This window comes from Croceivirga lutea, from assembly GCF_014235875.1.
GTDB lineage: Bacteria > Bacteroidota > Bacteroidia > Flavobacteriales > Flavobacteriaceae > Croceivirga > Croceivirga lutea.
The window spans coordinates 27,183-48,202 of sequence record NZ_JACJUK010000010.1 but is presented as its reverse complement, the minus strand read 5'-3'; the positions used below and the strand labels follow the sequence as shown (position 1 = coordinate 48,202).

14 protein-coding genes are annotated in these 21,020 nt (G+C 35.0%); 8 read left to right on the top strand and 6 right to left on the bottom strand.

Annotation, left to right across the window (positions count from 1 at the left end; all coding sequences use genetic code 11):
* Positions 1–4: 4 nt before the first annotated feature.
* Positions 5–655, bottom strand: coding sequence for a hypothetical protein (locus tag H5V42_RS14165; protein WP_185783835.1), 651 nt, complete (start codon positions 653–655; stop codon positions 5–7).
* Between the two features lie 113 nt (positions 656–768).
* On the opposite strand from H5V42_RS14165, the gene H5V42_RS14160 reads away from it, so the two are divergent.
* The 8 genes from H5V42_RS14160 to H5V42_RS14125 all read left to right on the top strand — a co-directional run bounded on the left by H5V42_RS14160 (position 769) and on the right by H5V42_RS14125 (position 17,091).
* Positions 769–2,196, top strand: a complete 1,428-nt coding sequence (locus H5V42_RS14160) for an ATP-dependent DNA helicase (protein WP_185783834.1) — start codon at positions 769–771, stop codon at positions 2,194–2,196.
* Positions 2,197–2,224: 28 nt separating this feature from the next.
* The gene (locus tag H5V42_RS14155; protein ID WP_185783833.1) at positions 2,225–2,791 is read left to right on the top strand and encodes a DUF4126 domain-containing protein; all 567 of its coding nucleotides are present in this window, start codon (positions 2,225–2,227) and stop codon (positions 2,789–2,791) included.
* 18 nt (positions 2,792–2,809) lie between these two features.
* Complete coding sequence (gene kdsB, locus H5V42_RS14150; RefSeq protein WP_185783895.1) at positions 2,810–3,523, top strand: 3-deoxy-manno-octulosonate cytidylyltransferase; 714 nt, start codon at positions 2,810–2,812, stop codon at positions 3,521–3,523.
* A complete protein-coding gene (locus tag H5V42_RS14145) occupies positions 3,514–4,218 on the top strand; it encodes an HAD family hydrolase (protein ID WP_185783832.1) in 705 nt (234 codons plus the stop codon). Before kdsB ends, H5V42_RS14145 begins: the two co-directional genes overlap by 10 nt.
* Before the next feature lie 68 nt (positions 4,219–4,286).
* The gene (locus tag H5V42_RS14140) at positions 4,287–5,342 is read left to right on the top strand and encodes an iron-containing alcohol dehydrogenase family protein (protein ID WP_185783831.1); all 1,056 of its coding nucleotides are present in this window, start codon (positions 4,287–4,289) and stop codon (positions 5,340–5,342) included.
* A gap of 37 nt (positions 5,343–5,379) precedes the next feature.
* Positions 5,380–5,883 carry a 1-acyl-sn-glycerol-3-phosphate acyltransferase gene (locus tag H5V42_RS14135; RefSeq protein ID WP_229665707.1) on the top strand — a complete coding sequence of 168 codons (504 nt, stop codon included), beginning with the start codon at positions 5,380–5,382 and terminating at the stop codon, positions 5,881–5,883.
* Between the two features lie 508 nt (positions 5,884–6,391).
* Positions 6,392–12,202, top strand: a complete 5,811-nt coding sequence (locus H5V42_RS14130; RefSeq protein WP_185783829.1) for a PKD domain-containing protein — start codon at positions 6,392–6,394, stop codon at positions 12,200–12,202.
* 170 nt (positions 12,203–12,372) lie between these two features.
* Complete coding sequence (locus H5V42_RS14125; protein ID WP_185783828.1) at positions 12,373–17,091, top strand: PQQ-dependent sugar dehydrogenase; 4,719 nt, start codon at positions 12,373–12,375, stop codon at positions 17,089–17,091.
* Between the two features lie 78 nt (positions 17,092–17,169).
* Here H5V42_RS14125 and H5V42_RS14120 read toward each other — a convergent pair whose 3' ends face one another.
* The 5 genes from H5V42_RS14120 to gcvT form a co-directional block, all read right to left on the bottom strand.
* Positions 17,170–17,880 carry a YebC/PmpR family DNA-binding transcriptional regulator gene (locus tag H5V42_RS14120; protein ID WP_185783827.1) on the bottom strand — a complete coding sequence of 237 codons (711 nt, stop codon included), beginning with the start codon at positions 17,878–17,880 and terminating at the stop codon, positions 17,170–17,172.
* Between the two features lie 68 nt (positions 17,881–17,948).
* Positions 17,949–18,242, bottom strand: coding sequence for a 4a-hydroxytetrahydrobiopterin dehydratase (locus H5V42_RS14115; RefSeq protein WP_185783826.1), 294 nt, complete (start codon positions 18,240–18,242; stop codon positions 17,949–17,951).
* Positions 18,242–18,955, bottom strand: a complete 714-nt coding sequence (locus tag H5V42_RS14110; protein WP_185783825.1) for a flavodoxin family protein — start codon at positions 18,953–18,955, stop codon at positions 18,242–18,244. Before H5V42_RS14110 ends, H5V42_RS14115 begins: the two co-directional genes overlap by 1 nt.
* A gap of 67 nt (positions 18,956–19,022) precedes the next feature.
* Positions 19,023–19,850 carry a sugar nucleotide-binding protein gene (locus H5V42_RS14105; RefSeq protein WP_185783824.1) on the bottom strand — a complete coding sequence of 276 codons (828 nt, stop codon included), beginning with the start codon at positions 19,848–19,850 and terminating at the stop codon, positions 19,023–19,025.
* 12 nt (positions 19,851–19,862) lie between these two features.
* Positions 19,863–20,948 carry a glycine cleavage system aminomethyltransferase GcvT gene (gcvT, locus tag H5V42_RS14100; RefSeq protein ID WP_185783823.1) on the bottom strand — a complete coding sequence of 362 codons (1,086 nt, stop codon included), beginning with the start codon at positions 20,946–20,948 and terminating at the stop codon, positions 19,863–19,865.
* Between the last annotated feature and the right edge of the window lie 72 nt (positions 20,949–21,020).

Sequence of the window (21,020 nt, the reverse complement as noted above, 5' to 3'; positions counted from 1 at the left end):
TTAATTAGTTATCGCTTTTTCTATCGTAAATAGGTGGCCAGTTACCGTTAGTGCTAACTTCTTCTAAAGAACCAACTTTAACGTATTCACCGTTCACCTCTTCCACGCTATTTCTAGTATTCTCTTGTTTTCTGAGGTCTGCAGGTTGATCAAATAGAACAACATCTTTTTTCACTTTAACCTCATAAACAGGAGCTTTATATCCATTTTTGTCAAGGATATCGGCTTTAATTTCAAATGTTTCACCGTTTTGCGCAAATGGAACTTCCATCATTGTTTTGTAACGGTCATCATTTTTAAATAAAGAATCTTTTACCTTAACTGTACCTAAAGTATCTATTACCACCGTATCTACTGGTAAATCAATTTGGTATTCTCTACTATAACGTGTGAATGAACTATCACGTTGTGTAGTAATGATATAATCGCCAGTGTCCACAAATTTGATTAGACTATTAAAGTTGTTGGCGTATTTGTTGTTAACAGACTTGTATGCTTCTTGAGCATCTCTAATGTCTTTTAGTTTGTTGATAACAGATTGAAATCTTTCTTGACGTACCTTTTTGAATTCAATTGGTCCGTTTACAGATTTGTAAATCATATACCCAAAAAATATGCTAAGTCCCCAAAGCACTATTTGTAAAATGGTCTTCATTTTCTAAAGCGTTAATTAGTAATAGTGGTTACCGAACAAATCTACAATTTTTTTTTAATGGCAAAAGTATTTCACCAATTTTCTACGCGTATATTTGAAGCTGATGCCAAGGTATGAATACTAGCGAGTTTTTAGTTCTTTTAAAGGAGAAGTTTCCACATAACCCTACTGAAATACAAGAGGTTGCTCTAAGAAATTTAGCCAATTTTCTACTTTCTAAAGAAAAAAATGACGTTTTTCTTTTAAAAGGCTTTGCCGGAACAGGAAAAACCACAATAATTGGAACTATCACTAAATATTTATGGCACATAAAAATGAAATATGTGCTAATGGCTCCTACTGGTAGGGCAGCAAAAGTTATGTCTAGTTATAGTGGTAAACAGGCTTTTACAATTCATCGTAAAATATATTTTCCAAAAAAACAATCAAATGGGGCTATGAAATTTGTTTTAGCTCCTAACAAACATAGAGATACCATTTTTGTGGTTGATGAGGCTTCTATGGTTCCAGATGCGCCCGCAGATTCAAAATTATTTGAAAATGGCTCTCTTTTAGATGATTTAATGTTTTTTGTGTATTCTGGCCATCGTTGTAAGTTGTTGTTAATTGGTGACACAGCACAGTTACCACCAGTTAAATTAGATTTAAGTCCGGCATTAGATGCAAGTAGGTTAGAATTAAATTATAACAAAAATGTGCATACTATTGAGTTAGATGAGGTAACTAGACAAACTACAGAATCATCAATTTTATTTAATGCTACCAATATAAGAGAACAACTAGCTTCTCATTTTTATGAAGAATTCAAGTTTGATTTAAATGCTGGTAAAGATGTGGTACGATTGCAAGAGGGAAATGAAATACAAGAAGCTATAGATACCGCCTACAATACCGTTGGTAGAGAAGATACCGCCTTAATTGTGAGGTCAAACAAAAGGGCTAATCTTTACAATCAAAACATAAGAGAACGCATACTTTTTTTAGAAAACGAAATTGCTGTTGGTGATTACATGATGGTAGTTAAGAACAATTACTTTTGGTTAAAAGCAAATTCTGAAGCTGGTTTTATAGCTAATGGCGATATCATTGAAATTCTAGAACTATTCAATATTATTGAACTATACGGCTTTAAATTTGCCGAAGTAAAGGTCAGAATGGTTGATTATCCTAATCAAAAACCGTTTGAGACTGCACTTATTTTAGACACTATAATGGCTGAAACGCCATCTCTTTCTTACGAAGATGGCAATAAACTTTACCAAGAAGTTGCTCAAGATTATGCTCATGAAAAGTCTAATTACAAACGTTTTTTGGGGGTAAAAAACAACAAATATTTTAATGCATTACAGGTTAAATTTTCTTATGCTATTACTTGTCATAAGTCTCAAGGCGGACAATGGGATACGGTTTTTGTTGAACAGCCCTATCTACCAAACGGTATTGATAGAGATTATTTAAGATGGTTGTATACAGCGGTAACTAGAGCTAAAAATAAATTGTACTTAATTGGCTTTAAAGACGATTTTTTTCTTGAACAGTAAAAACTTACTTTAGTAAAAATCAATAAAAGTGACACAAGAAACCATTATTAGTTTATTTCTAGGTGTTGGTCTGGCAGCGTCAGCAGGCTTTAGAGTTTTTTTGCCATTATTCGCTTTAAGTTTGGCCAATTATTTTGGAATATGGGAGCTCAATGATAGTTGGGCTTGGATAGGAAGTATACCCGCAGTGCTAACCCTTGGAATAGCAACAGTGGCTGAGATTTTCGCATATTTTATTCCCTGGGTGGATAATGCGTTGGATAGTATAGCCATACCTCTTGCTGGTATAGCAGGCACAGCTGTTATGGTATCAACAGTAGCAGATTTAGACCCTGTTATTACATGGTCTTTGGCAATAATTGCAGGTGGCGGTACAGCTGCTGCAATAAAAGGAGCAAATGCAACAGGTAGGCTAACTTCTACTGCAACAACAGGAGGATTAGCAAATCCAGTTGTTTCAACCGTAGAAACAGGTACTGCTGTTGTAGTGAGTACTGCTTCAATTTTTGCGCCATTTTTAGGGGCAATTTTAGTCGTAATAATATTAATTGTGATTTTTCGAATCTATAGAAAAATTAGACCTAAAAGAAGTTAGATTTTGAAGATAATTTCAATGATTCCGGCAAGGTATCAGGCATCAAGATTTCCTGCAAAGTTGATGCAAGACCTTCAAGGTAAACCCGTTATTGTTAGAACTTACGAAGCGGTTTTGGCAACTAAGTTATTTGATGACGTATACATTGTTACAGATAGTGAAGTTATTCAAAAAGCAATAGAAGAAATAGGGGGTAAGGTTATTAGAAGCAAGCAAGAACACCAAAGTGGCAGTGATAGAATTGCAGAGGCTGTAATTGATATGGATGTTGATATTGTAATTAATGTACAAGGAGATGAACCCTTTATTGAAAAAGATAGTTTAATAAAGGTTATTGATGTTTTTCATAAAGACAAATCAAAAGAAATTGATTTAGCATCCTTAATGACTCCTATAACTGATTGGGATGAAATAAAAAATCCTAATACGGTTAAGGTAATCGTTGATAACAATAATTTTGCACTGTATTTTTCTAGATCGCCAATACCATACCCAAGAGATGAAAATGTAGATGCTACGTATTACAAACACAAAGGTATTTATGCTTTTAGAAAACGCGCTTTAGTCGATTTTCAAAAACTACCTATGTTACCTCTAGAAGCAAAAGAAAAAATTGAAGCAATAAGATTTTTAGAGTATGGTAGAAAATTAAAAATGGTAGAAACAGAAGTTAGTGGAATAGAAATTGATACACCAGAAGACTTAGAACGCGCAATTAAAGCATGGAAGTAAATTTTGAAAATATAACAACTATTGGTTTTGATGCAGACGATACCTTATGGGTGAATGAAACTTATTTTCGAGATACTGAAGAAAAGTTTGCCGAGCTGTTAGAGAGTTATGAAACTAAAAACAAAATAGACCAAGAGCTTTTTAAAATGGAAATGAAAAACCTGGAACTATATGGTTACGGTATCAAAGGTTTTGTGCTTTCTATGATTGAATCAGCCCTAGATTTATCTAATAATAAAATTTCACAGTCTACAATTACTGAAATTCTAAAACTGGGCAAAAAAATGATTGATCACCCAGTGGAATTGTTAGAGGGTGTAGAAGAAACCTTAAGTCAATTACAAAATAGATTTCGGTTAATTGTGATGACAAAAGGAGATTTACTAGATCAAGAACGTAAATTAGAACGTTCGGGGTTGTCAAAATACTTCCATCATGTAGAAGTATTGAGCGATAAAAAAGAACACAATTATAAAGCTTTGCTAGACCATCTAAATATTAATGTGAATGAATTTTTAATGATAGGTAATTCGTTAAAGTCAGACGTTTTACCTATCTTAAATATTGGAGCAAAAGCTATACATATTCCTTTTCATACAACATGGGCCCATGAAATGGTGTCAAATGATGAGATTGACCAAAACGGTCACCTTAAACTAAATGAAATAAAGGAAATACTTAAGTATTTGAATTAATGAATATAAGCGAATTGAATAAACAAAAGGTTCAACATACAACTCTTACAAGTTTTAAAAATTTCCCGATGGTACCTAGAGTAGTTTTCGGTAGAGGTTGCTTTAATCAACTTTCCGAAATTTTAATGCCAAAAAGAAAAAGTACTGAGGCTCCATTTATTTTTTTAGTAGATGATTTCTTTGAAGGAACCGATTTAATTAAAAGAATTCCAGCAACTTTTAATGATAAAATAATCTTTATATCAGCAGAGGAAGAACCTAAAACTGAACAGGTAGATTCACTGGTTTCTAAAATAAAAGAGGACTATTTAGAGTTACCTTCTGGTATTGTAGGTATTGGTGGTGGAACTTTGTTAGATTTAGCTAAAGCAGTTTCATTGTTGGCCACAAATAAAGGTAAAGCAGAAGATTACCAAGGATGGGATTTAATTAAAAGACCTGCATTATACCACGTAGGCATCCCTACTATAAGTGGTACAGGTGCTGAGGTTTCTAGAACTGCGGTACTTCTAGGCCCAGAAAAAAAGTTAGGATTAAATTCTGACTTTACCACTTTTGACCAAGTAGTTTTGGACCCAGATTTGGTACGTACGGTTCCTAAAGACCAGTGGTTTTATACAGGAATGGACTGTTATATTCATTGTGTAGAGTCGCTACAAGGAACGTATTTAAACGCTTTTAGCCAGAGTTATGGTGAGAAAGCCTTTGATTTGTGTAAAGAGGTATTTCTTGAAGATATTCCGTTAGAAGAATCAGAAGATAAATTGGTGATGGCATCTTGGCATGGTGGTATGAGTATTGCCTACTCTCAAGTTGGAGTAGCCCATGCTATGAGTTATGGGTTATCATATGTGTTAGGTACCAAACACGGCATAGGCAACTGTATAGTGTTTAATCAACTAGAAGAGTACTATCCAGAAGGAGTTCGTTTGTTTAAGCAAATGAAACAAAAACATGGTATTGAGTTACCAACTGGATTATGTAAAGATTTACCACAATCAGATTTAGAAACCATGGCACAAATTTCCTTATCATTAGAACCACTTTGGGAAAATGCGCTTGGTAAAAACTGGCGAGAACTAGTAAATCAAGAAAAACTTATTTCAATTTACAAGAAACTTTAATTTGAGATTCTTAGCCAAATTCATCTATTTTAAACTTATGGGTTGGAAATTCGTTGGAGAATTTCCAGATGTTAAACAATGTGTGATTGTTGTAATTCCTCATACCCACTGGTTAGATTTTACTCTTGGGGTTTTAGTTCGTAAAATAGTTGGTAAAAAAATGCATTACGTAGGTAAGAAAAGTCTCTTTAAGCCACCATTTGGTTGGTTTTTTAAATGGATGGGCGGAACACCAGTAGACCGTTCTAAAAACCAGAATATGGTAGATGCCATAGTTGAAATATTTAATAAAAAAGAGGTTTTTAGGTTTGCAATGGCACCAGAAGGTACCCGGAAAAAAGTAGAGACTTTAAAATCAGGATTTTATTATATAGCTCAAAATGCAAAAGTACCTTTAGTGTTAGTAGCATTTGATTTTGGCCATAAACAAGTAAAATTTTCTGAACCCTTTTTTACTACTGGGGACTATGAGAAAGATATGGTAGAAATTAAGCTGTTTTTTGAAAATGTAATAGGTAAAGTTCCTAAATATAGTTTTTAAACACGCTAAGATTTTTTGAATCTAAAACTTACACTAGGAAAAATCCCCACTATTTTTAAGGTTTTTACTTAAATATCTTTAACAAAAACAATAGTCAATTTAACAAGCGGTTAAATTTTACCGTGCATTTCATCTATTAATCGAATATTTATAACTGTTCCTCGATAGTTAAGCCCCTTTAGACTAAAATTTGAGTTAAATTCATACCTATTCTTAGAAAGAAATAATCAACCATTTTTTTTAAAGAAATTACAAATTTCCCCCTTTTATAGAAGTTGTTTTCTAATACGAGCCCCACTTCGTATGCAACTTAAGTTTCCTTTTTGCTAATATAATTAGGCATTAATGGGAGAACGTTTGTTATATCAATATTTTAGAAAACTAATTGCGTATTATTCGCCTAGTTTTTATTCTTCTTTTTACATATTCTCTTATAAATTAAGGTCTTTACTTTGGGTATTGACACTATCAATTTTTTCAATTAAATCTTTTAACTAATCATCAAATTATGAGAAAACTATTACTCTTTTTTCTAGTGTTTGTATTTACTTCATTTACTAAAGAAATATACGCACAACAAATTGGACAAAGGCTGGATGGGATTACCGTTGTATGTCCTGCAGGTACTGAGGATATGAATTCACGTTCGCCATTACTTGCCAATGCTGCAATTAGGATGAATGTGGTAGCTCCAACTTCTGAAATTATTTTAGAATTTGGACCAGAGGCATCTGCTAACCCTGAAGTTCAAGCGGCTTTTCGTTTTGCTGCGGACATTATTGAACGTGAGCTGGTTGCAAATATTCCAATAGTTATTTTTGCGGAGTACGCTGATTTGGGTCCTGGAGTACTTGCCAGTGCTGGTCCTGAGGCACTTTATAGCCTCACTCCAATAAATAGAATTTATCCTGTGTCGTTGGCCAATCAGTTAGTGGGTGAAGATATAGAACCTGGTGTTCAAGATATTAATGTTAACATTGGCAATGGATTTAATTTTTATTTTGGTACTGATGGTAATACCCCACCGGGCCAATATGACTTTGTAACTATTGCGTTACATGAAATGTGCCATGGTTTAGGTTTCTCAACCTTTTCTCAAGTAGATGGTGCAGGTATAGGAAATAATGCCATAGGTGTTGGAGCAAATCCTTTACGTTATGATGATTTTTTAGAAAATGGGGCAGGTACAAATGTGCAACTTATACCCGCACCTTCTGAAGCTTTAGGCGATTTTTATACAAGTAATGATTTGTTTTTCAACGGACCTATAACAACAGGTAATTTTGGTGGTAATAGACCTCAAATTTATGCGCCAAATCCTTACCAAGGTGGTTCTAGTATTTCTCATTGGAATGAAGCTAGTTTTCCTGCAGGGGACCCAAATTCATTAATGTCACCACAAGTTGGAACCGCCGAGTCTCAACATGATTTAGGTGATATTACTAGAGGTTTATTTGCTGATTTGGGTTGGACATTAAATCCTAATTCTGGCACTCCAATACCACCTACCGCAATTTGTCAAGATATAACAGTTCAGTTAGATGCTAGCGGTAATGCTACTATTTTACCTAGCGACGTTGATAACGGTTCTGTTGATGCTATTGGCAATTCAGTAACTTTAAGTTTAGATATTGAAACGTTTACCTGTAATGATGTAGGCCCTAATACCGTAACCTTAACTGTTACTGATGTTGATGGCTTAAGTGCTACATGTACTGCAAATGTAACTGTAGAAGATAATATAGCACCTACAGCGGTATGTCAAGATATTACAATTACCCTAGATGAAACTGGTAATGCTACTATATTAAATTCTGATGTTGATGGTGGGTCTACAGATAATTGTGGTATTGCATCGTTAAGCATAGATAAATCTAGTTTTACCATAGCCGATTTAGGTGCTAATACGGTAACGCTTACGGTTACTGACGATAATGACAATTCTTCAACTTGTGAAGCAATTGTAACTGTTGAGCAGGAAGTTGTAGAACTCCCGAATATAGTAATTAATGAAATTGATGTTGATACGGAAGGAACCGATGCAGCGGAATTTATTGAATTGTATGATGGGGGTACAGGCAATACTTCTCTTGATGGATTATTACTAGTTTTATTTAATGGAGACGCAACGGATAATGCATCCTATAAAACTATCGATTTAACAGGATTATCTACAAATGCAAATGGTTTCTTCATTGTGGGAAGTTCATCTGTTCCAAATGTTGATTTGGCAGAATTCACCACTAATGGAATTCAAAATGGAGCGGATGCAATTGCGTTATATTTTACAGAATCTAGTAACTTTCCAAATGGTACAGCACCAACAATAAGTAACCTTGTTGATGCAATAGTATATGATACTAATGATGATGATGACGCTGATTTACTTGCAGCATTAGGTCAATCTGTACAATTTAATGAAGATGAGAATTCTAATAAAGATTTTGAATCATTAAGCAGAGTTGAAGACTTTTCAGGAGATTTTGTAGCTCAAGAACCAACTCCTGGTGAATTAAATATTATTTCAACGTGCGAAGTTGAAATAATAACTCAACCAGAAGATTTACAACTTTGTGTTGGTGAAAATGGTGGAAGCTTATCAGTAAGTGCTTCCGGAACAGGTTCTTTGAGTTATCAATGGCAAGTATCAACTGATGGTACAAATTTCAATGATTGGGCTAATGGAGGTGCCACTGGGCAAAATCCAACTTTAAATTTTGGAAGTCCTGGACTGATAGCCAATGGTAATAAATATAGAGTTATAGTTACCTCAGATAATAATACTTCTGAAGATGATTTAGATGATTGTACCGTTACGAGTAATGTGGTAACACTTACTGTTAATCCATTGCCTGAGGTAACATTCACTGCACCAGCTAATATGGCAATAGATGCAGGAGTACAAACAGGACTTGGAGGCGGTTCTCCTGCTCAAGGTTCAGCTACAGGAGATGTTGGTGTTTATAGTGGTCCAGGAGTTACTGATGATGGCAATGGAATGACCTACAGTTTCGACCCAGCAGCTGCTGGTCTAGGAGTACATACTATTACGTACACCTATACAAATGAAAATGGTTGTGCAGATGAAGCTAGTGATGAAGTCGAAGTATTTAATGCAGCACCTAAAACTGGTTCAATAACCGTTATTGTTGACAATGAACCAGATAGTCCTTTAGATATTAATTATACAATTTCAGGTTTAACGCCTAGTGCATTTACATTAGATGATGATACAGATGATACCCTATTAAATGGTATTGTGTTTTCTGATGTTCCAGCAGGTAGTTATACCTTAACTCAATTAGCGAATCAAGGCTTTTTCCCGGTACGTGTAGATTGGTTAGAAAATGAACCTGCAAACTCTACTGTAGACGCTACAACTTTGCCGGATATAATTTTTAATATTAATCTAGAAGCAGGTGAAGAATTAATTGTATTGTTTACTAATGCTGTGGATGATGCACCTCCAATTGTAGAATGTCCAGATGATATTGTTGTGAGTAATGACGCTGGAGTCTGTGGGGCAATTGTAGATTTTGAAGTAAATGCTGAGGATGTATTTGATGATAATCCATTTGATACCGAGCCACCAGTAATGGAAGGCAATATGCAAAGTGTGATATTAACAACAGAGGATAGGGTTATAGCAAGTATAACTTACAGTCAAGACCCAGGTACACTATTCCCAGTAGGTACTACAACTGTAACAGCAACTGTTGTTGATGGAGCAGGAAATACGGTAACATGTAGTTTTGATGTTACTGTTAATGATACCGAAGCACCAATAGCTTTGTGTAAAGACACTACTGTAGTCTTAGATGAAAGCGGATTGGCTTCAATTACTCCTGCAGATATAGATGGTGGTAGCACAGATAATTGTGAAATAGCTTCTTTAAGCATTGATAAAACTGATTTCACTTCAGCTGATGTAGGTGCTAATACGGTAACACTTACAGTTACAGATGTTAATGGTAACACGGCAACTTGTGAGGCTGTAGTAACAGTAGAACAAGGAGGGCCAATAGAATGTACAGATTATCTGCCAAATGAAGACCCAGCAATAAGTTTGCCAACAGGCTATTTAAGCGCTGGTGCAGATGAAGTTAACGGTACAACTGTAAATACATTTAACAGTCCGTGTGCTATTGAAGTAGTAAATTTTGACCCGAACCAACCATGGGCTCGTTATGTAATACCAATTAATTTGGCTGATTATGGTATTAATCCGGGAGATAGACTATTTATTGCTGTAGATGGTAATGATGGTTCAGGTAATGCACGTTTTGAAATAAATCAAAACAATTCGCCTAACACAGCTTTAGGATTTTCAAATTTCACAAGTTCTTGGTCACATTATGAGACAACGGTTGTTGTTCCTGAAGGTATTTCTTCCTTAGACTTATGGTTTCATAATAGCTATCCAGTATTTGGAGGTGATTCTTTATCCGCAGAATTAAATGGCGGTTCTTACACCTCTTACTTCGACAACCTAGTGGTAATTAATTTAGATGCAGAGCAAGGTGGTAATATTACCCCAATAGCCAATGCAGGTCCAGACCAAACTGTTGTTGGTTATGAAGATGAACAAATCTTAAATCAAAACTTGGTAGTTGCAAATGTACAATTAGATGGTAGTGCGAGTTCAGACCCTGATGGTACTATTGTGAGCTATGAGTGGTCTGAAAATGGTGCGGTTTTAGCAATGGGAGAAATGCCATCTGTTATTTTAGATGAAGGAATTCACACTATAATGTTAACTGTTACAGATGATGAAGGCGCTATAGCTACAGATGAAGTCATCATAACTGTAACCACCGGAGAGGAACCAGAATTGTGTGTTAATTATTTGCCTAATGAAAATGAAGCTATGATTTTACCCCAAGGAGGTTTAACAGCAGGTGCAGATGCAGTTGTCGGTACCGATATAAACACGAATAATAGTCCTTGTGCTATAGAGGTAATCAACAACGATTCTGGCCAACCATGGAGTAGGTACGTTATCAACATTAGTTTATCAGAATACGGTATAAACCCTGGAGATAGGTTATTAATTGGAGTAGATGGTAATAATGGTTCGGGTAATGCACGCTTTGAGATTAACCAAGATAATAGACCAAACACTTCTTTAGGGTATTCTAATTTTGGTGATGGATGGAGCAGATATGAAACTACCATAACCGTACCAGAAGGTATTAATTCAATTGATTTATGGTTTCATAGTAACTATACTTCTAGCGCTCCTGGAACCGCATATTATGATAATTTAATTGTTCAGACTCTAGATGATGAACCATTAGATAATATAATGCCAGTAGCTTCTGCAGGTACCGATCAACAAGTTGTAGATGTAGATGACAATGGCGCTGAGGATGTTGTTTTAGATGGTAGCGGAAGTTTCGACCCAGACGGTAGTATTGTTAGCTACTCTTGGACAGAGAACGGTACTGAAGTTGCAACGGGAGAATCACCAACAATAAGTCTTGCAGTGGGTACGCACATGCTTACGCTAACAGTTACCGATAATGAAGGTGCTACAGCTACAGATGAGGTTGTAGTAACAGTAGAGGCTTACGTTGTTCCTGGTAATTGTAATGATTATTTAGAAAATGATAATGTAGCCATGGAGTTACCTACTGGTGGCTTAACAGCCGGTGCAGATGCAGTTGTAGGTACTGATATAAACACAAATAACAGTTCGTGTGCTGTTGAAGTTACCAATACTGATGCTGGCCAACCATGGAGTAGATACTTTATTAGCATTAATTTATCAGAATACGGTATAAATGCTGGAGATAGGTTATTCATTGGAGTAGACGGAAATAATGGTACCGGTAATGCGCGTTTTGAAATCAACCAAAATAATAGGCCAAATACAGCCTTGGGCTATTCTAATTTTGGTGATGGATGGAGCAGGTATGAAACTACCATCGTAGTTCCTTCAGGCTTAACAACCATAGACCTTTGGTTCCACAGCAATTATACGCTAAATACTTCTGGTACCGCTTATTATGACAACTTAGAGGTTGTAAATCTTGATACTGAGGTTCCTTTATTGAGAGCTGATGTCAACAACATGTTTGTATCCCCAAACCCAGCTAGTATTAGCTCAAATGTATCTTTTGAGAAACCAGAAGATATCAAAGAGATTTTACTATTTGATATGTCTGGTAGAATGATACAACGTTTTGATGCCTCTGAGATAAGAAGAGGCGACCATTTTGAAATGAATATTTATGCAATACCAGTGGGTACTTACATAGTACGTTCAAAAACTTTAGATGGTATGGAATATAGTTCTCAAATGGTGATAGAAAGATAGTATTTAGAATAACCAGACTTAATAGTTACCAAATTAAAGCCGTCAGAAATGACGGCTTTTTTCATTTCTAGCAAATGAATTATAAAAAACATCGATAAAAGCACACTTTTAAACGTCCAAATGTTAGTTTTGCGCCGTAAATAGAGAAACACTAACTAACATTACCCATTATGCTTTTTACAAACAAGGCCCCCCGAATTGTTTTTTCAAGTTTACTTTTCTTTAATTTTCTTTTTTTTAGTTTTTCTGCTTTAGGTCAGATTTCGTACGAACAAGCGTATGAGAATTTAGCATTCCGATTTCCGGTAGAAATTCAATTTCCAGATGACGATTTAAATAATGTGTACGTTGTAGAACAAGGTGGAATTATAAAATCTTTTTCCAATACTGAAGATTTAACTTCAAACAGTGTTACCAATTTTCTAGATATTTCTAATAAGGTTAGTTTTAGCGTTGGTCAAGAAATTGGCTTACTTGGCTTGGCCTTTCATCCAGATTTTAAAAACAATCAATTGTTTTATGTCTACTACACGGTTTATGGTAGCAATGGTCGAATAAATATGGTGCTGGAACGCTATACAAAGCAATCTGGCAGTAATATCGCAGATAGTAATAGTGCCACCGAGATTTTTAGATTTGAAAAAAATCAAAATAATTCCAATCACAACGGTGGTAAAATAGCTTTTGGGCCAGATGGCTATTTATATATTTCTATTGGAGACGGCGGCGGTGGCGGAGACCCTAATAAGAATGCTCAAAATCTTAATAATGTTTTCGGTAGTATTTTAAGAATTGATGTTGATTTAGATGGTAATAACCCTATTGAGTCTAATCCAGCTTCACCAAATGGTAGATACGAAATTCCTAATGATAATCCACTTTTAAATAAAGACGGACTAGACGAAATCTATGCTTGGGGAATTAGAAATACCTGGAAATTTTCTTTTGATAATCAAAATAGATTATGGGGTGCTGATGTTGGACAGAATAATTTTGAGGAAATTAATTTAATCTCTCGTGGACAAAATTATGGATGGAATAAGTTTGAAGCAGAATCTCAGCCAAGTTATGGTACTGCAACAACATTAGCGTCACCAACTGATGTAAAACCAATCTATTATTACGACCACGCTAATGGTGATGTTTCTATAACAGGAGGCTATTTTTATGATTCTTCAGGCGCTATTCAAAACTCCAAAATGCTCAACAAGTACATTTATGGAGACTATGTTTCTGGTAGAGTTTGGGCTTTGGAATATGACTTTACAAACAATGTTGTAGAAAGTGAACTATTGTTTAGAACAAATGGTCAATTTATTTCAAGTTTTGGTTTAGATACTAATGGTGACATGTATTTCTCTGACTATGGTGAATCTGTAAAAATTTATAAAATTGTAGATACGGAAACTCCTACTGACACCGGCAAAACCGCACAAGTGCTAGATGGCGCATGGAATCAAATTTCAAGCAGTGTAAATGGCGTGGTTGAAGCTATTGCAATAGACAATGAAGGCAACTATTACATTGGTGGTAACTTTTCTAATGCAGGAAGTATCACTGCGAATAATATTGCTAAATATAATGCTGTTACCGGATGGGAAGCATTGGGTCAGGGCGTTAATGGTCAAGTAAATACAATTACCCTTTTAGAAGATGAAGTAATAGTTGGTGGAGAATTTAGCACTGCTGGCGGAACTACCGCTAATAGTATTGCAAAATGGTCTGGTAATGCGTGGCAAAATTATGGAGAAGGTACTAATGGTGCAGTGCTTACTACTGTAGTAGGTGATGATAAGACGATTTATGTTGGTGGAACTTTTTCTAGTGTAGGTAATATAAACGCAAATAACATCGCTTTAATTCAAGATAATAATTGGAAAGCCTTAATAGATGCTCAAACAGCAGGAAACGGAACAAATAACGAAGTAAGAAGTATTGCATTAGATAAGAATAGCAATGTTTACCTAGGTGGTAATTTTGATAGTGCCGGAAATAAAAATACATCAAGAATAGCCATGTGGAACGGCTCAAGTTTTAGTGCATTAGGTGACGGAACAAGTGGTTTTGTACAAGCAATTGAAGTTACTGAGGCTTATATTTATGCAGGAGGTAATTTTTCATTAGCAGGAAATAAAACCGTTAATAGGCTTGCCCGTTGGAACAGAAGTTCTTCTTCTTGGGAATCTGTAGATGAAGGTCTTAACGGTAATGTAAACTCCATAACTACCTATAAAAACGGACTCTTAATCGGGGGTAATTTTACAAATGCATCAGGTTTTCTTGTGGATAATATTGCTTACTACGATTTTAATAACTGGTATTCGTTAGGTAATGCTACCTTGAAAGGAGTAGATGCGCCGGTTAGAAAATTGGTATACAATGCTTTAAATGACGAAATTTTGGTTGGGGGAACTTTTAAAAACGCTGGTTCAATTTCTTCTAATGGTATCAGTGTTTTTAAACAACCAAAAGATTTGGAAATTACATGCCCTTCAACAATAAGCCTAGCGGTTGAAAACGATTCTTGCGAGCAACTTATTAAAATTGTTGAACCAGAAGTAACTGGTGATTTAACTGAGAATATTAAGATTTCCGGAACTCGGAGTGACGGACTAGACTTGACTGAAGCATTTAAGGTTGGAGAAACTACTATAGAATGGGTTATTACAAGAGATGATGCCATTATTAAAGAATGTATTCAACTAATTGAATTAATAGATGAAACATTGCCAACTGCGGTTTGCAAAGACATTACATTTTTGTTAGCAAATGAAAATGAAGTAATTCAGGTGAGTCCTTTAGATTTGGATAATGGCTCCACAGATAATTGCGGTGTAGCGAGTATAGAAATAAATCCTTCAAGTTTTAGTTTTAAAGATTTAGGTCAGAATGAAGTAGAATTTATTGTAACAGATGTAAATGGTAACAAGAATAACTGTTTAGCAACGGTTACTATAGATTTTGAAAGTGACGATTTACCAACTGAATGTGGGGCATTACCTACTGGTTGGAATAACGAAGATATAGGTGATGTTGCTGCCGTAGGTTCTGCATGCTATGTACCAGCAACAGGAAGTTACCAAATTGAGGCTTCGGGTTATGATATTTGGGAAACTAACGATGAGTTTCATTTTGTATATCAAACCTTGTCAGGTAACGGTGAAATAGTAGCTAGGGTTACCAATTTAGAAAATACTAATGCCTGGGCAAAAGCAGGGGTTATGATGCGTAATAGTAATGCCTCTGGTTCAGAATTTATATTGATGTCTCTTTCTCCTAATCCTAGAAATAGCGGTATTTCATACACTTTACAAGACCGTCCTGAGTTTGAATCTAATTTAACACCTGGAGCAAACAATATTGGGCCAGTTCCTGTAGAAAACTATCCACATTTTCTGCGTTTAGTAAGAGAAGGCAACCAATTTTCGGGCTACGCTTCTACAACAAATGGTGATTGGGTTTTAGTGGGCTCTAAAGAAATAGGAATGAACGAAGAGATTCTAATTGGTTTAGCAGTTACTTCTCATAATGATGGTGTTTTAACTTCAGCAACATTCGATAATGTATTTGTGTCAACACCTACCGTAGAAAATAGTCTTCCATTTGCAATAGCAAATGAAGATATACTTCTCATTGATGAAGATAATTCTGAAGCTGAAGAAGTTACATTAGATGCTAGTAATAGTTACGACCTAGATGGTGAAATTGTTTCGTATCAATGGTTAATAAATGATACTATAGTTGCAAATGGTATTAACCCTACAATAGAACTAGAGGTTGGAGAGTACCTAATTAATTTATTGATTACTGACAACGATGGTGGAACCGCATCTGATGAAGTATTGGTAACTATTGAAGAGGGGCCTCAAAACTTAGTTCCCATTGCTAATGCCGGTGAAAATCAAATACTAATTGATTTTGATGAAAATGGTTTAGAAACAGTAACCCTAGATGGAAGCGGAAGTTTTGACCCTGATGGTGAAATAGTAAACTATGAATGGTCATTAAATGAAAACGTATTAGCGGAAAACATCTCGCCTACAATAGAATTAGAAGTAGGTGTTTACGTAATATCGCTAACGGTAACAGATGAATTTGGAGATCAAGATTCTGCTCAGGTGAATATAGAAGTACAGGCGCCAATTATAGTTGAGGATTGTACTAATTATTTGCAAAACGAAAATCCTGCTTTTGTGCTACCAGAAGGTATTTTAAATGCTGGAGCAGATATAGTTGAAGGTACAAATGAGATTACCAACAATAGCCCCTGTGCTTTAGTTGTTTCAAATTTTGATGAAGGTCAGCGCTGGAGTAAATATCATATAGCAATACGATTAGCTGATTACAATTTATCAGCAGGCGATAGGTTATTTATAGGAATAGATGGTAACGATGGAACAGGTAATGCCCGCTTTGAAATAAATATTGATAATAGGCCTAACACTTCTTTAGGAGCTGCAAATTTTAATGCTACTTGGAGCCGATATGAAACCGAAATAATTATCCCTGAAGGAATTGCAAGTATCGATTTATGGCTCCATAGTAATTATACATTCACAACTCCAGGTTCAGCTTATTACGATAACTTAGAGGTGTATAAAATTGAAGAAAATTTGGTGCCTTTACAGGCTAATGTAAACAAAATGTTAGTTTCTCCGAACCCAGCTCAAGTTACTTCCAATGTATCTTTTGAAAAGCCAGAAGAGGTTTCAGAAATTCTAATTTTTGATATGTCTGGTAGAATGATTAAAAAATATAATGCCGCAAACATTAAACAAGGAGAGGAGTTTAAAATGGAAGTTAATGAGATTCCTGCGGGAACTTATATAATACGCTCTAAAACAATTGATGGTGCTAGGTTCTCATCTCAAATGGTCATTGAACGTTAGAAAAAACAAAAAACTTATCCTATAAAAAAATCCCCATTTTTAATGGGGATTTTTAATTTATATATACACTTATTGAAGTTATTCTTTCATTGTATGATATACGTTCTGAACATCATCATCTTCTTCAATTTTTTCTAGAAGCTTTTCTACATCGGCAACTTGCTCTTCATTTAATTCTTTAGTTACTTGTGGTATACGTTCAAAACCAGACGAAAGAATTTCAATTTCTCTTGACTCTAATTCTTTTTGTAAATCTCCAAAACTTTCAAAAGGCGCATAAATTAATATGCCATCTTCATCAACAAATACCTCTTCAGCTCCAAAATCTATTAACTCTAACTCTAATTCTTCTGGGTCTAAACCTTCCCCATTAATTCTGAAATTACAGGTATGGTCAAACATAAATTCAACAGAACCAGAAGTGCCTAAACTACCGTTACACTTGTTAAAATAACTTCTAATATTAGCTACTGTTCTAGTGTTGTTATCTGTAGCTGTTTCAATTAAAATTGCAATGCCATGTGGAGCATAGCCTTCAAAAAGCACCTCTTTATAATCACCTTGGCTTTTATCAGAAGCTCTTTTGATAGCACGCTCAATGTTATCTTTTGGCATGTTAACTGCCTTGGCATTTTGAATTACAGCCCTAAGTCTAGAATTGGAATCAGGGTCTGGTCCACCTTCTTTAACTGCCATTACAATGTCTTTGCCAATTCTTGTGAAGGCTTTGGACATGGCTGCCCAACGTTTCATTTTACGTGCTTTTCTAAACTCAAAAGCTCTTCCCATACTAAGGTTTTTTCTTAATTCTCAATAAACGCAAATTTAATAAAAGGCCTACTAGATAAACAAATTGCTTAATACCTAGTGTTTATTTTTTCTATGGCATGGGCTAAATCAATATCTTTTTGTGTTACCCCGCCTGCATCATGGGTGTTTAATTTTATAACTAAGGTGTTGTAAACGTTTGTCCAATCAGGATGATGGCTCTGAGCTTCCGCTTCAAAAGCAATTCTCGTCATTACGGCGAAAGCTGTTTTAAAATCTGCATAGGTGAATGTTTTTTCAATGCATTCATCATTATACTCCCAATTAGAAAGTTGTATTAATTGGGTTTTAATTTCTTCTGTACTTAATTTTTTTAAACTCATTATCTATATTCTGGATTTTCAAAGGACCATCTTGAACCGGTATCCCAGTCTGCTCTAGAATTACCGTAAGCATTATAACCTTTATTTTTTTTTAGCAGTGCCGCAAGATGCAGTAGGTTATACGTCATAAATGTCGTGTTTCTGTTCGTAAAATCATTGTTTTTAGCATTAGATTCTTCATCTAAATAACTTGGCCCTGGACCAATTTCTCCAATCCATCCACTATCTGCTTGGGGCGGAATAGAATATCCAATATGTTGTAAGGCATATAAAATGCCCATGGCACAATGTTTTACACCGTCTTCATTACCTGTTATAATAGTTCCACCAACTTTACCGTAGAATAGATATTGCCCCTTTTCATTCTGTTTACCAGACATAGCGTAAAGCCGTTCAATAAGTTGGGAACAGACAGAAGAACGTTCGCCTAACCAAATAGGAGTTCCAATTAATAATATGTCTGCAGCAATTATTTTTTCAAATAGTTTGGGCCAATCATCAATGTCTTCACCATGTTCTGTCATATCTGGGTATACCCCAAAAGCTATATTATGGTCAACAGCACGTATATTTTCAATGTGTACCCCTTCTTTTTTTAATATATTTTGAGATACCTCAAAGAGACCTTGGGTATTACTTGTTTTGGGTGATTTCTTTAAAGTACAGTTAACGTATATCGCAGAAAGATTACTAAAATCAGGCTTACTTTTCATTTTATTCTTTTTTATAAAATTACTTTAAACCTAGGGGCGTATTTGGTGGTATACTTTGATCTTTAACTCAATCAATAGCTAAATGGTGTTCTATTATTTCTTGATAAGTTATGGTTAAGTTTTTTGGAAGTAGGTGGTCTTTAGGTAATACCGCTAAATAACGGTCTTCGTTTGTTGTATAAACCTTCTTAAAAACAGGATTAAAAGGACCTAGTTGTTTAATGACTTCGGCAATGAACTCTTCATGATGAACCAAATCTGAACTACCTAGGTGAAAAATTCCTGTTTTGTTTTGATTAATTAAATAATGTATTTGTTGTGTTAGCCTGTCATCATTGGTAACGTTCATTATTAAGTTTGGAAAAACTTCTACAGGTTCTTTATTTATTAAAAGTTGTTTAATCTCTTTAATTCTGGGAGAGGTATTACCAAAAACCATGGGCACCCTTAAAATACCAATCTTATTTTTTGGCATTCTCATCATCATATTTTCAATCCTAATCTTTAAACGACCAAATACGCTTAACGATAGGGTTTTATCATACTCATAGGAAGGATACTTACTGTAAGCATCAAAAACATTAGCTGAAGAAAGAAAATAGAGTTTACATGTATGTATGGCTACGTATTCTAAAATATGTTGATGTGCTTGAATTTGTGAAGCAAAATCTCCTCGTAGTGCAGAAATGATGTAATCTGGTTTTACGTTTTCTAAGATTTGAAATACATCGTCTTCCTGTATATCATACTGAAAAAACCGTTGGTTTTCTCTGTACGAAATGTTGGTAAAAAAAGTGCCGTAGGTATCAAAATAGTTGGTTAATTCTTTGAATAAGGCATTTCCGATAAATCCGCTTGCTCCTAGAATTAAAATTTTTTTACTTTTTTTATCCAAATCTGGTATGCTCTACTTTTTATAAAAAGGAAGTTTTACTATCGTTGCCGGTACGTGTTTTTTACGAATAGCAATTTGTATAGTCTCTCCAGCTTTTGAGTTTTCTTTTACCACATAACCCAACCCAATACCTTTGCCTAAAGAAGGTGACATGGTTCCAGAGGTTACCTTTCCAATAACGGTACCATTGGTATGTAAAATTTCGTAGTCCTTTCTTGGTATAGCTTTTTCGTTCATTTCAAAAGCAACGAGCTTTCTACTTACTCCTTCTTCTTTTTGTTTTGCTAACTGGTTCGCATTGACAAAGTCTTTGGTAAATTTTGTTATCCAACCTAGACCAGCTTCTAGCGGTGAGGTAGTATCATCAATATCATTACCATATAAACAGTATCCCATTTCTAAACGTAAAGTGTCTCTGGCGGCTAATCCTATTGGTTTAATTCCAAAAGATTTTCCTGCTTCAAAAACTTTGTTCCAGATTTGTTCAACTTCACTGTTCTTGCAATAAATTTCAAAACCTCCAGAACCTGTATAACCCGTTGCTGAAATAATAACATGCTCAATACCTGCAAAATCTGCAACAACAAAATTGTAGAAGGCAATGGAAGCTAAATCACAACTAGATAAAGTTTGCATGGCTTCAACTGCTTTAGGGCCTTGAATAGCCAATAAAGAATAATCATCTGAAAGGTCTTTCATATTGGCCCCAAACTCTTTATTGTATGTTGAAATATGATTCCAATCTTTTTCAATATTAGAAGCGTTTACTACCAACAAATAGGTTTCTTCTTTAACTCGGTAAACAATTAAATCATCTACAATGCCACCCGTTTCATTTGGTAAACAACTGTATTGAGCTTTACCAACTGTTAGTTTAGAAACATCATTAGAGGTTACTTTTTGAAGTAGGGGAAGGGCATTTGGACCTTCAACTAAAAATTCGCCCATATGAGATACATCAAAAACACCTACACCTTTGCGTACTGTTTCATGTTCGGCGTTCACACCTTCATAGGATACCGGCATATTAAATCCGGCAAAAGGAACCATTTTTGCACCTAAAGCTTCGTGTAATTGTGTTAAAGCAGTATTCTTCATATTCAAATTTTATGGATGCAAAAATATTGAAATAAGTAGGCATTTTTGGTATTTCTATGCCAATACTTAAGA

What these genes read in the sequence shown, in the direction of transcription:
- H5V42_RS14145 (WP_185783832.1), top strand. Translation starts at nt 3,514, where the DNA reads ATGGAAGTAAATTTTGAAAATATAACAACTATTGGTTTTGATGCAGAC.
- H5V42_RS14125 (WP_185783828.1), top strand. Translation starts at nt 12,373, where the DNA reads ATGCTTTTTACAAACAAGGCCCCCCGAATTGTTTTTTCAAGTTTACTT.
- H5V42_RS14110 (WP_185783825.1), bottom strand. Translation starts at nt 18,955, where the DNA reads ATGAAAAGTAAGCCTGATTTTAGTAATCTTTCTGCGATATACGTTAAC.
- gcvT (WP_185783823.1), bottom strand. Translation starts at nt 20,948, where the DNA reads ATGAAGAATACTGCTTTAACACAATTACACGAAGCTTTAGGTGCAAAA.
- H5V42_RS14160 (WP_185783834.1), top strand. Translation starts at nt 769, where the DNA reads ATGAATACTAGCGAGTTTTTAGTTCTTTTAAAGGAGAAGTTTCCACAT.
- kdsB (WP_185783895.1), top strand. Translation starts at nt 2,810, where the DNA reads ATGATTCCGGCAAGGTATCAGGCATCAAGATTTCCTGCAAAGTTGATG.
- H5V42_RS14165 (WP_185783835.1), bottom strand. Translation starts at nt 655, where the DNA reads ATGAAGACCATTTTACAAATAGTGCTTTGGGGACTTAGCATATTTTTT.
- H5V42_RS14115 (WP_185783826.1), bottom strand. Translation starts at nt 18,242, where the DNA reads ATGAGTTTAAAAAAATTAAGTACAGAAGAAATTAAAACCCAATTAATA.
- H5V42_RS14130 (WP_185783829.1), top strand. Translation starts at nt 6,392, where the DNA reads ATGAGAAAACTATTACTCTTTTTTCTAGTGTTTGTATTTACTTCATTT.
- H5V42_RS14120 (WP_185783827.1), bottom strand. Translation starts at nt 17,880, where the DNA reads ATGGGAAGAGCTTTTGAGTTTAGAAAAGCACGTAAAATGAAACGTTGG.
- H5V42_RS14135 (WP_229665707.1), top strand. Translation starts at nt 5,380, where the DNA reads ATGGGTTGGAAATTCGTTGGAGAATTTCCAGATGTTAAACAATGTGTG.
- H5V42_RS14140 (WP_185783831.1), top strand. Translation starts at nt 4,287, where the DNA reads ATGGTACCTAGAGTAGTTTTCGGTAGAGGTTGCTTTAATCAACTTTCC.